General features: G+C 52.3%; 9 protein-coding genes, 1 tRNA gene and 1 rRNA gene. 9 read left to right on the top strand and 2 right to left on the bottom strand.

Going from position 1 to position 11,358, the window contains the following annotated elements:
• Both rrf and CWE23_RS13135 read left to right on the top strand, forming a co-directional pair.
• A 5S ribosomal RNA gene (gene rrf, locus CWE23_RS13140) occupies nt 1–107 on the top strand; the annotation flags it as partial.
• Nucleotides 108–288: 181 nt separating this feature from the next.
• The gene (locus CWE23_RS13135; RefSeq protein ID WP_198678846.1) at nt 289–681 is read left to right on the top strand and encodes a cytidine deaminase; all 393 of its coding nucleotides are present in this window, start codon (nt 289–291) and stop codon (nt 679–681) included.
• Between the two features lie 10 nt (nt 682–691).
• On the opposite strand, the gene CWE23_RS13130 is transcribed toward CWE23_RS13135, so the two are convergent.
• Nucleotides 692–4,246, bottom strand: a complete 3,555-nt coding sequence (locus CWE23_RS13130) for a translocation/assembly module TamB domain-containing protein (protein WP_126820476.1) — start codon at nt 4,244–4,246, stop codon at nt 692–694.
• Nucleotides 4,243–6,036: an autotransporter assembly complex protein TamA gene (locus CWE23_RS13125; RefSeq protein ID WP_241970650.1), complete on the bottom strand. Its 1,794-nt coding sequence runs from the start codon at nt 6,034–6,036 to the stop codon at nt 4,243–4,245. Before CWE23_RS13125 ends, CWE23_RS13130 begins: the two co-directional genes overlap by 4 nt.
• A 54-nt stretch (nt 6,037–6,090) precedes the next feature.
• Between CWE23_RS13125 and CWE23_RS13120 the strand changes: the two genes are divergently transcribed.
• The 7 genes from CWE23_RS13120 to CWE23_RS13090 all read left to right on the top strand — a co-directional run bounded on the left by CWE23_RS13120 (nt 6,091) and on the right by CWE23_RS13090 (nt 11,321).
• The gene (locus CWE23_RS13120; protein WP_105306932.1) at nt 6,091–6,951 is read left to right on the top strand and encodes an HDOD domain-containing protein; all 861 of its coding nucleotides are present in this window, start codon (nt 6,091–6,093) and stop codon (nt 6,949–6,951) included.
• Between the two features lie 89 nt (nt 6,952–7,040).
• Nucleotides 7,041–7,116: transfer RNA gene (locus tag CWE23_RS13115), tRNA-Trp, on the top strand.
• Between the two features lie 77 nt (nt 7,117–7,193).
• Nucleotides 7,194–7,556 (top strand): hypothetical protein, encoded by a 363-nt coding sequence (locus tag CWE23_RS13110; RefSeq protein ID WP_126820475.1) that lies wholly within the window; start codon nt 7,194–7,196, stop codon nt 7,554–7,556.
• Nucleotides 7,557–7,579: 23 nt separating this feature from the next.
• Nucleotides 7,580–7,996: a ribosomal protein S18-alanine N-acetyltransferase gene (rimI, locus tag CWE23_RS13105; protein ID WP_275046271.1), complete on the top strand. Its 417-nt coding sequence runs from the start codon at nt 7,580–7,582 to the stop codon at nt 7,994–7,996.
• 18 nt (nt 7,997–8,014) lie between these two features.
• Complete coding sequence (gene deoC / locus CWE23_RS13100; protein ID WP_105306930.1) at nt 8,015–8,743, top strand: deoxyribose-phosphate aldolase; 729 nt, start codon at nt 8,015–8,017, stop codon at nt 8,741–8,743.
• Between the two features lie 3 nt (nt 8,744–8,746).
• Entirely contained in the window at nt 8,747–10,084 is a 1,338-nt protein-coding gene (gene deoA, locus CWE23_RS13095; protein WP_126820474.1) for a thymidine phosphorylase, read from the top strand.
• Nucleotides 10,085–10,118: 34 nt separating this feature from the next.
• Nucleotides 10,119–11,321 (top strand): phosphopentomutase, encoded by a 1,203-nt coding sequence (locus tag CWE23_RS13090; RefSeq protein ID WP_126820473.1) that lies wholly within the window; start codon nt 10,119–10,121, stop codon nt 11,319–11,321.
• Nucleotides 11,322–11,358: the final 37 nt, after the last annotated feature.

Genomic DNA, 11,358 nt, shown 5'->3' with positions numbered 1-11,358 from the left:
CATAGCGGTATGGCACCACCTGGCTCCATTCCGAACCCAGAAGTGAAACATACCAGCGCCGATGGTAGTGTGGGGTCTCCCCATGTGAGAGTAGGACACCGCCAGACTTCAAATTAAGGAAAGCCCCGGGCTCACGCTCGGGGCTTTTTTTATGCCCGCTCGGCGCTCACAACGGGTCGCTTTGAACGCTCTCCGCGGTTCGTTAATCTCGCGCGGTAGACTGTTTAGTCTGGTTTCCAGGAAGGTATGAGGTTAAGATCAGCTTCTCACTGGAGAACGGATAAAACGATGGAATTGAACCCTACAAAACGAGTAGAGGCAGCCCGAGAAGCTGCTGAGCGTGCTTACGCACCTTATAGTAAGTTTAAAGTTGGTGCCGCCATTGAACTTAACAATGGTGACATCATTACCGGCTGCAACGTCGAAAACGTGTCGTATGGACTGTCAAATTGCGCGGAACGCACAGCAATATATCGCGCCATCGCCGAAGGCATTGATCTGAGTAATGTCAAAGCGATAACTATCTATACACCCACCGAACAGTTACACAGTCCGTGCGGTGCCTGTCGACAAGTGATGGCCGAATTTTTCTCCGCCGACACCCAGGTGAGTTCCGCCAACCGTCACGACATCACGCACTGGACGGTCGGATCCCTGTTACCGGAAAGCTTTAGCTTTTAACGCCGACAAACTATTTTTCGATGCTGTAAATCAGATCGCCGCTTTGACTCTCGGTTGACGAGTTTGACTCGATCCAAAAATGATCCGTTAGCTGGTAGCGCAGGAAAAAGGATGAAGTCGACTCTACCAAACCAATACCGTACTTAATATACAGCCTTGGGGTCAGGTATTTACCGATATATAGCGAGGTATCGTTGACGTTGTCAGTGCTCGAGTCTATCGACACTTCATCAAACCCAAAAGTATCTTTTAAGCTTTGCGTAAATGCATCGGCCATGTCACCGGTAAGCAATAAGGCGGCTTGTAATTCGAGGTTAGTCGATTCTGACTGAGAATTTGGTGCCCGGCCAAACAACAAATACGATAATACCGACGCGTCGGGCATCGGCGGCTCGGAAAATAACGACAGAGTTGGCTCTTGCAGGGTACCCTGAACTCGCGCACCTACTTGTTTAGGGTTTGCCGTTGCTTCTGGTAACTTGCGTACCACTTGTAAGTTAAGGCCTGGATTTTGTAGCGGTCCACCGTTATAAATCAGCTGTCCGCGGTCAATTGACAACTCTTGTCCATAAACCTCATAGGTACCGGCTTTAACGCCTATCTGACCATCGCCTCTGGCAACACCATAATTTGCCTGGCTGATGGTTAAGCGGCCTTGCAATTGCCCTTCGAAGCCGTAGGCGGCCACATTAACATTGTCACCTAGCGTGACGGTGATATTGGCGTCAGTTTCCAGTTTTGTCTGACGTTGTTGTTCAGCCTGTTTAATCACTACGTCTGACGACGGTCTGGTTACGTTATCCAGTTGTGGTGGCGTGATATGCGCCTCAGGAACAATAACATCGCCACGTACCGTTAGCTTATTATCGGCCAGCTCTAACCTCACATCCGGGGACACCGATACCGATACCTCCGGTGTGTTCATGACACGTAACGTATCGCCACTAAGGCTTGCTGACAACTGTTGCTGTGGCACATCGTAACGGCCGTTTAGCTGAAACCTACCGTCGCCAATCCGGCCGTTGGCGCGCAAGTCGAATACCGAGTTGTCCGCTCCTGCGGCGGTTAGAACCAGCTCAGTCTCGCTGATATCGGTGCCGGTCTCGCTGAGTACGAACTGATTGATGCTCGCTTCTGCGCTTGGTTTAAGCCGGGGCGCCCTGAGCGTACCAGTGATGCCGATATGAGCTTGCAGGTTGCCATCGGCCTGCGCAACGGCCGGACTAAGGAGTTGTAGGAAACTTAAATCGGATAGTGCGGCCGTCAACCTGCCGTCTAAAGCAGCCGTCGGGGTGAGAGCCGCCAGCGACAGTTCCCCCTTCAGGTCAAGCCCGACTTCCTCTGCTGTCGCCTTTAGGGATACTCGTGTCTGTTGTCGCTGCGGCGCTATATCAATGTTAACGGTGTCCACCGTTATGGTTTCTTCCAAGCCCTCAAGGCGAATGGCACCGGTATTGAATTGACCCGATAACCTGGTCAGTTCAGAATCAGGCCACGACCAGGTCGCATCTAATGAGATGCGGCTTTGACCTTGCACGCGCAAGGGCGAATTGGGCAATAATGGGTTGATCACGGCGAGTTCAAGGTGAGGAGCGTTGAATTCAGCCCTGCTCAGGCCATTCTCGCTGTGTATTTGTACACAGGCGGGTTCGGCTAGCCGTTGTTGAGTTACGCAGAAATTGTGCAACTGCAGCGACGTTGTCTGCCAGTTATACATAAACTGAGCGTTAGTTTGCAGTTCCAATGGCTCGAGACTTTCGTGGTCAATCACCAGCCTGTTGATATCGGCTGCAATGGCCGTTGCTGACCGTTCTAGCTGGGTTTCAATGGACCACGAAGCACCCAGAGTTGTCGCCGTTAGCGCGACATCCTGAGTGTTCAGGTCGCCTTCAACACTGACATCCAGCTGTTCAATGTCGGTATCGGCGATGGCAAGTGCATCGGCCGTTATCTGCACGTTGGCCCAAGGGGCGTTTATATCCCCTTCAATGATTGCGTCCACATCGAGCGCCCCGCGGATCGCAACAGGTAACGGCAAGTCGGCCAGTTGGGGGAGTGTTGCGGATAGCGTTAATTGGCGGCCTGGCGCCATCATTCCCTCTGCGGACAGAGTATTATCTTGCCATTTGGCCTGCAAGCGCGTCACGGTTATATAAGGTGAGGCGTAGCGAATATCCGTGATCAGCGAAAGTGGTTGCTCGAATAATTGCCCGGTGATGTCCGACAACACGTGTAACTCATTTTCCCAATGGATGGATGCAGAGCCTGAAACGCGCCCATCGGTGGCGGTTTCTGCCACTTCTAACTCGGAGATGGTGAGTTGTTCTTGGGTTAATTGAGCCTTAACGGCGGCGGTTAGACGGTGTTCTTCGCTCAGTCGCGACTCGCTTTGGCCTGTTAGTTCAAGTTGTTGTGCGGTTCCATTCACCGTTAACGAGCCTGAGGTTGATGTTTGCTCGTAGTTAAGCTGGTTAGCCTCAATCCCGATATTGACGGTAGGCGTGTCTGCCAGGCTAATTGTGCCGGAAGAGCTTAGTTCCCCGGTGACCAAGCCCGTCAGCGCTGTGGTCAACGAACTGACGGTGAGCTGATTATTAGCGAACGAGAGTAGGCCGCTAACGTCAGCCGCTAATTCTGGAGAGCGAATGCTGAGCTTAGGCTCGGCATTGAGCAAAGCCGTGTCAGCGTTAGCGACCGTTATGGTACCGTCAACCACTAACGGGGGTAACCCGGACGAGTTAACAGCAGCAAGCCAATCATTGAGTTGCGAATCGACGATGTCGACTTGTGCTTGCCAGCGTGGTGTTGCCAGCAAATTCTGAGCGGATGCCTTGATATTGATAACGGCACTCTTACGTATCTGCGCTGTGGCGCTTAGTTGCTCGAGGTTGCCGGAGCTTAACAGGTTTAATGTCGTGGCCGGGTAATCCGGTGAATGTAAGTCAACATCCGTGTTCAGCGAGTAATCAAACGGATAGCTCAGACTTGCCTCAGCGGTGGCGTCTAGGGTGACATACTGGTGCTGCAGGAATAGTTCGTCGATCATTAACTGACCTGACTTGCTGACATTGAGTGCTGCGTCCAGCGCTACCTGCTGCTGTGGGGCATCATTAACGAATAACCAGCTTTCAGCCATGGTGAGTTTTGACAGAGTGACTGAAAACGGTAAGGAGACTGATACCTGCTCAAGGGATGCGGCCGGCTCAGTCGACGGTTGTTGCGCCACCGGGCGGGTTCTGATTTCACCGGCGCCAAGTGCAAGCTCATCAATACGAAGCTCACCGGATAATAAGGTTGCCGGCGACCAGTCTAGGGTGATGTCGGCAAACTCGGCGCTGAACGGTTGTGATTGATAACGAAACTGCTCAAGGGTAAAAGGGCCGCTTAAACGCCCCGAAAAGCGACTGAATTCTATCTGTTCAGGTAAAAACGGGCGGCTGTAGTTCACCAACCATTGACTCAGGAAGGTCGAGTTGATGGTGACCAGCAAGAACAGTGGTAACACAATAAAAACCAATGCTGCCAGGCACAAAAAGCTGTAGGCGAGTTTACGATAAAGGCTCATAAATCTGACCCCAGAGTAAAGTGTAAACGCCAGGGGTCACCAGGTTCATCAATCGCTTGTGCGAGATCCAGGCGAATGGCGCCAACCGGAGATATCCACCGAAAACCAAAACCAACACTTTGCTTCAGCGCTTGGTTAGGCTCTATCATGCTGTTACCGATATCCGTGAACAAGGCAACTCGCCAGTTATCGGCGAAGCGGTAATCAAACTCGGCGCTGGCAACTGCAAGATACTTGCCGCCCGTCACAGCACCACTGTCATCCTTGGGGCCAAGTTGCTCATAAGCATAACCACGCACGCTATTATCACCGCCGGCAAAAAACCGTAGCGACGGTGGGAGCACATCGAAATTGTCGGTGTAGGAAGCACCTATTTCAACACGACTTAAAAGCCGCCAATGCTCGGTTAACGACCAAACCGTTTTTAGTTCAGCATAGCCCTGCAACAGGTTGGTTTCCGATAGCACACTTTCAGCCGCACCGCGCAAGCCAAGTGTTAGCCGCCAGCCATTGCTCACATTAATACGGTCGTCGGCATTCAGATAGCGCCACTCCATGCCCGGGACAAAGAAACTGGAACTGTCCCGCTCATCACCAATTCTAAAGTCTTCGCGCAATAAGCTGATATTATATTCGCGTTGCCACCGGGCATAGGTATACACATCCAACGCCTGTAATTGATAAAGCCGGCTGTCTAAGCTGTCATTTTCCTTATCACCGATCTCAGCACGATATTGCTGGTAATCCATCTGCGGTTTCTTGCCTGGCACATGATAAATGGCGGTTGCCTGGCTTTCGTATTGTGCCAGTTGTAATTGTGAGCGAAACTGATGACCTTGCTTGTTTACCCAACGTCGATCGAGTCCGGCGGTGAGTCGAACACCCGTATCCGTGCCGTAGCCAATACCATAACGGTACTGTGTTTGTTCGTTAGCTTGGGTTTCAACGTTTACGGGAACTTGCTGGTTGCTATCGGCATTTTGCCAGTCACTACGGATGGTCACCTGCGAAAAGTAATCACTGTTGCCAAGATCCACCTGCAAACGACTCAGTTCCGAGTTGAGATAGGGGGTTCCCTGTTTAAAGCGCGCGTAACGGCGGATCAGATCGGCGTCCAGGTGACTGTCGACCACCGTCAATTCGCCGAAAAAGTAACGTGGTCCGGTGTCAAATATCACTTCAAGGTCGGCACTGTTGCGTTCGGTATCAACGGTTATTTGTGCCTGTTTATAGCGCGCATTTTGATAACCACGTTGGATAGCCTGGCGCAATAAGGCAGACTTTATCGACTCGTAGCGGCTATGAATCAGGGTGTCGCCAGGCTCAATTTTGTTGTTAGCGAGCAGCTTTTGCAGGACCTCATCGTCGCGTCCTTCGCCGTCGATTTGCCATTGCGTTTGGGCAAAAGTGACCGGCTCGTTTAACGTGACTTGATAGCTGGCTTGCCACCTGCCATCATCGGTTGCGGTTAAACGACTGTCGACGTCAACTTGATAGTACCCGAATGGTTGTAGTGCGGCTTTAATTTCTGCTGCTGCTTTTCGGTGTAAATAACGAATTTGATAGTTTACGTAACGTCGCTCTGGGTCTAAATTAGCAATCTGTAAGTAGGCGTTGACATTGTCCAACAGCCGCCCGTCAATACCGCGGATATCAACGCTAACGTGAGTAACGGTAGAGGCTTGCAGTGGCAGCGACGCTGCGAGCAAGAAAAAAAACAACGCCAAATTGGCAAGTTTGGTTTTGGCCAGTGTTATCATCGCGTACACATCTCCGGAGCTTGCGTCCATAGTCGCACGCCGGGTGCAAAAAAGTAAAATGATAGTTGATAAAGGGAGCTTTAGATGGCGATTGTAATCACTGCCGCTGAAAAAAAGCTATTACAAAACGTCAGTATACCGCCTCGACCTCAGACCCTGTTAACGGTGAGTGCCGAGGCTAAAAAGGAAGACCCGGATGTTAGCGTGATCGCCGATGCCATTGCGGCGGATGTGGGTATCGCCGCAGCGGTTCTGCAGGTCGTGAATTCGGCGGCGTATCGTCGCCGTCAGACAATCGACTCGATTCAACAGGCGGTCATGATCTTAGGTTTTCGTCGCGTGTTCCCGATTGTCCGGGCGGTAGCTTTAAAGCGAGCGCTCAGCGGTAATTACGACTTATCCGAGTTTTGGCGTTATAACGAGTGGGTCGCGAGTGCCTGTGCGGTCGTTGCAGACAGCGTTGGATTATCCTCAGTGAAAGACCACGCCTACATGCTGGGCTTGTTTCAGAATAGCGGTATTGCGGTGATGCTGGAGCAATTTGACGATTACGCTGATTTCGTACGCCGTGCCGACAGCACCTCATGGTATGAGTTGCAGGAGCAGGAACAGCGCCAATTTGATACTTCACACACCACCATCGGGGCGCTACTGGCGCAACAGTGGAAGTTACCCAGCTTGTTGGTTGAAGCGATCTATTATTTGTACGACGACAGTTCGGTACTGAGTTCCGATTCAGAACTGCATCCGGTAGCGATTAATCTGGTTTCCATCGCCAAACTAGCTAAGTATGCCGTCGATCTGCGGACTCGCAGTCTGGCCGGTAAAGCCGAGTGGCAACAAGTAGAAGATGTGGTGATGACCCGGCTAAAGCTTGACGAGGTCGAAGTCGAAACCCTGGTTGCAGAGGTTCAGGACGCGTTATTTGAACTGAATGAGGCCTGATTGCTTATTTTATCCGCAGTTAATCAGGCTGAAGGCAGTTTCTGCTTGCGTGCACAAATGAGCTGAGTATAATCCTGAGTTCATGATGCAGGGGCGTAGTTCCAATGGCAGAACAGCGGTCTCCAAAACCGACGGTTGGGGGTTCGAATCCCTCCGCCCCTGCCAATTTATCCCCTTGCTAGCACTCTTTAAACGCTTCGTTTACACTACTCACAGAATTCTTCAACAAAACAGGATGACTGATGCCCGTTCGTTGGCGTGCTCAACAGCGTGATGCGTTAAAGGTAATGGCGATTCCTGCCTATCAGTTAAAGCAACTGCATAGTGCGGAGTCGGACGCCGATAAAACTCAAGCCGCTACTACGCTGCGTTACCATTACCGTCTGGGGCCATTTTATCTAACCGCTGCGGAGCCACTGCCGGTGCAATTGCCGCGCTGGTTGGAAGATTGCTGTGTGCTGCTGGACTGCCGTCCGGTAGCCGTTAAGGCAGCCAGTGACAGCGCCATGGTATGGGATTATCAGCAGTGTCAGCAACAACTGAGCAGCGCCGCCGGGAAACGTGAATTTTGGCACAACATTCGTCAACACATAACGCAACAATAAACCTGTCTGACAGTTCGCCCTCTGTGCCACTGTATGCGATTGAGCAACGTGCCCATCGGCGACCATGGAGCGAGAAGGTTTTTATGGCGAGCGTTGGTACCGGCTATCGTTGGCGGCAGTTAACGCTCCACCAACAAGCCGTCGGCTTTACCGTCTGTCAGCAGGTTGTCGATGAGTTAACACTGCACAATATCGCCGTTGCACCGGACTATCAGGGGCGGGGATTTGGTCGGTTACTACTGAATGATGTGCTGGATCATGCCGCACGACATGGTTTGATCGTATTCTTAGAAGTCCGTGTATCCAATCACGCCGCAATTCATTTGTACACACAAAGTGGATTTGAGACGGTAGGCAGACGCCCTAACTATTACGCCAATAACGACGGTCGCGAAGACGGCCTGGTGATGCGTTGGCAGGCCAACCGTAATCTAACCTAACAAAAGGAACAAACCCGTATGCGCGAGAGAATAGCAACCATTGCTTCCTACATTGATTTAACCAGTTTAAATAATTCTGACACGGTGGCCACCATTGAAACGCTCAGTGATAACGCGAGCTTTGATGGTATTGAGGTTGCGGCATTGTGTGTTTTTCCGGAATTGATTGTGGCGGCCAAACAAGCGCTACAGCAACGAGGTTTGTCGTTACCGGTGGCTACCGTAACAAACTTTCCTGAAGGTCATGATAATGTTGCGCGGGCTGTTGCAGAAACCGAACGGGCCGTGGCGGTTGGCGCTGACGAAGTCGACGTGGTGCTGCCTTACAATGCTCTCATCGCTGGCGATGAGGCTGTGGTGACAGAATTAGTCAGCGCAGTAAAAGCTGCCTGTGGCCAGCAGGCTCACCTAAAAGTGATCATCGAGTCCGGTGAATTAAAAACCCCGGAACGGATAAAACGAGCCAGCGAATTGGCCATTGACGCCGGTGCGGATTTTATTAAAACTTCAACCGGTAAGGTGCCGGTTAACGCAACGCTGGAAGCGACCGCTGTGATGTTGAACGCGATTAAGGCATCCGGCCGCAACGTTGGCTTTAAGGCCGCTGGTGGGATTCGGACGTTAGCAGACGCCGAACAGTACATTAACCTGGCGGCGGATATCATGGGCAAGGACTGGGTGACACCTGAACATTTTCGTATTGGTGCCAGCAGTCTGGTTAACGATCTTAAACAACAGTTAGGATAAGTTATGTTTTTAGCGCAGGAAGCCATTCGGACAAAACGTGACGGCAAACCCCTGAGTGAGGAACAGATTCAGGCGTTTGTGCAAGGAATAACCGATGAATCGGTGAGTGAAGGTCAGATTGCGGCGATGGCAATGGCAATCTATTTCCAGGGAATGAACGAGCAGGAAAAAGCCACGTTAACCCTGTCCATGCGTGACTCCGGTGAGGTACTGAACTGGCAGCAACTCGATTTAGGTGGTCCGGTACTGGATAAACATTCGACCGGTGGTGTCGGTGATGTTGTCAGCTTGATGTTGGGACCCATTGTCGCTGCCTGCGGTGGTTTCGTGCCGATGATTTCCGGTCGTGGTCTTGGTCATACTGGCGGTACGTTGGATAAATTTGATGCGATTAATGGCTATCAGACCAAACCGGACAATGAGCGGTTTGCACGCACCGTCAAAGAGGCGGGGGTAGCGATTATCGGACAGACCGGACAGTTAGCGCCGGCAGACCAACGTTTTTATGCCACCCGTGATATAACCGCGACGGTTGAATCGGTGCCCTTGATCACGGCGTCTATTTTGGCGAAAAAGCTTGCCGAAGGGCTGGACGGCCTGGTGCTGGATGTAAAAACTGGCAGCGGCGCATTTATGGCTGAGTATGAGCGTGCGGTCGAGTTGGCCCGAAGTTTAACCTCGGTCGCCAATCGTGTAGGGGTGAAAACCTCAGCGCTGATCACTGATATGAACCAACCGTTAGCGTCCGCGGCGGGTAACGCGATCGAAGTAAAACTGGCGATTGACTATTTGACCGGTCGCCATCGTGACCCTCGCTTACATGTGGTGACGCATGCCCTGGCGGTGGAAATGTTGTTGCAAGGTGGCCTTTGTAGAACCCACGAGCAAGCCGCGGAGCGTGTTGAGCAGGTGCTTGTCAGCGGGGCCGCTGCTGAACGCTTTGCGAAAATGGTGAGTTTGTTGGGCGGCCCGACCGACCTGCTTGAACGGCCTGAACAGCATCTGGCTAAGGCGAAGATAATCAAACCGTTAACACTGGCCGACAGTGGACTGCCTCAACAAGGTTGGGTAAACGCAATCGACACTCGAGCGGTAGGAATGGCCGTGGTGGCGCTGGGTGGTGGTCGACGGATCGCTTCCGATCCGCTCAATTACGCGGTAGGTTTGACGGATCTGGCGGGTATCGGCTGCAAAGCAGAAGCGGATCTCGTACTCGCGACCATTCACGCCGATTCCGAGGATGATTGGCAACAAGCGGCAGCAACACTGACCGAGGCTTACCGGATTGGCGCAGAAGCGGCGCCGGAACAGCCGGTAATTTATGAGCGAATGGGTGATTAGGCAGGGATTTCAGCGGTCTTAAAGGAGGCAGCAGATGGCACGTGCAATTATTGTGGTGTTGGATTCATTTGGTATCGGCAGTGCGCCGGATGCGGCTAAGTTTGGTGATCAAGGGGCAGATACGTTTGGACACATTGCCGCGGCACGGGCAGCGCAGGCAAAACCGCTGCAACTGCCGAATCTGTGCGCTCTGGGTCTGGCTGAAGCCCATCGGGGTGCTACCGGTGATTGGGCGCCCGGCTTTGCACACCACTCAGCACAGCACAGTTATGCCTGGGCTGCTGAGCACTCCTCCGGCAAGGACACGCCCTCCGGCCATTGGGAACTGATGGGCGTTCCGGTGCATTTTGAGTGGGGGTATTTCGAACAACCACAGCACTCATTTCCGCCTGAATTGCTTAATGCCCTGATTGAAAAAGCCCAACTAAAAGGGGTACTGGGTAATTGCCATGCGTCCGGCACGGAAATTCTTCAACGCCTTGGTAGTGAACACATTCGCAGTGAAAAACCGATAGTTTATACCTCGGCAGACTCGGTATTCCAGATTGCCGCTCACGAGCAGCATTTTGGTCTGCAACGTCTATATGAGGTGTGCGAAATCGCCCGGGAACTGCTCGATGATTACAACATTGGTCGTGTTATTGCGCGGCCATTTGTTGGTAATAGCCCGGCCGATTTCGAGCGCACCCACAATCGCCGCGACTACGCGGTTGAGCCACCTTTACCGACGGTGTTGGATAAGCTTAAGGACAGCGGCGGGGAAGTCATTGCGATCGGTAAAATCGCCGATATTTTTGCGCATCGGGGTATCACCCAAACGATTAAAGCCGCAGGAACTGACGCGCTCATTGACAAAACCCTGGAGACCATGGCAAGCGCCGGCGATCGCAGTTTAATTTTCACTAACTTGGTCGACTTTGACACGCTGTATGGGCATCGCCGCGATACGGAAGGATACGCGCAAGAGTTAGAGCGCGTTGATCGGCGTTTGCCGGAGTTACTCGAGGCTATGAACGCTGACGATATTCTGGTGTTGACGGCTGATCATGGCTGTGATCCGACCTGGCCGGGTACCGATCATACGCGAGAATTTGTGCCCTTGTTAATGGCTGGTGATGCTTTGGCGCCCGGCAGCCATGGTCAGCGCGACAGTTTTGCGGACCTCGGGCAAACGTTGTGTGAACTGTTTGAGTTACCGGCAATGGCGGAGGGACGCGCGTTAACATTGCGGCGCTGATGGGAATAGCACCCGAAACGTTGTGAATCCTGAGTAA

Origin of the sequence: Idiomarina aquatica (genome assembly GCF_003987185.1) — a bacterium.
GTDB classification, from domain to species: domain Bacteria; phylum Pseudomonadota; class Gammaproteobacteria; order Enterobacterales; family Alteromonadaceae; genus Idiomarina; species Idiomarina aquatica.
This window is presented reverse-complemented; position numbering and strand designations above follow the sequence as displayed.

Excerpts from the sequence above, each read along its gene's own strand:
- CWE23_RS13135 (WP_198678846.1), top strand. The coding sequence starts at position 289 with ATGGAATTGAACCCTACAAAACGAGTAGAGGCAGCCCGAGAAGCTGCT.
- CWE23_RS13130 (WP_126820476.1), bottom strand. The coding sequence starts at position 4,246 with ATGAGCCTTTATCGTAAACTCGCCTACAGCTTTTTGTGCCTGGCAGCA.
- CWE23_RS13125 (WP_241970650.1), bottom strand. The coding sequence starts at position 6,036 with ATGGACGCAAGCTCCGGAGATGTGTACGCGATGATAACACTGGCCAAA.
- CWE23_RS13120 (WP_105306932.1), top strand. The coding sequence starts at position 6,091 with ATGGCGATTGTAATCACTGCCGCTGAAAAAAAGCTATTACAAAACGTC.
- CWE23_RS13110 (WP_126820475.1), top strand. The coding sequence starts at position 7,194 with ATGCCCGTTCGTTGGCGTGCTCAACAGCGTGATGCGTTAAAGGTAATG.
- deoC (WP_105306930.1), top strand. The coding sequence starts at position 8,015 with ATGCGCGAGAGAATAGCAACCATTGCTTCCTACATTGATTTAACCAGT.
- deoA (WP_126820474.1), top strand. The coding sequence starts at position 8,747 with ATGTTTTTAGCGCAGGAAGCCATTCGGACAAAACGTGACGGCAAACCC.
- CWE23_RS13090 (WP_126820473.1), top strand. The coding sequence starts at position 10,119 with ATGGCACGTGCAATTATTGTGGTGTTGGATTCATTTGGTATCGGCAGT.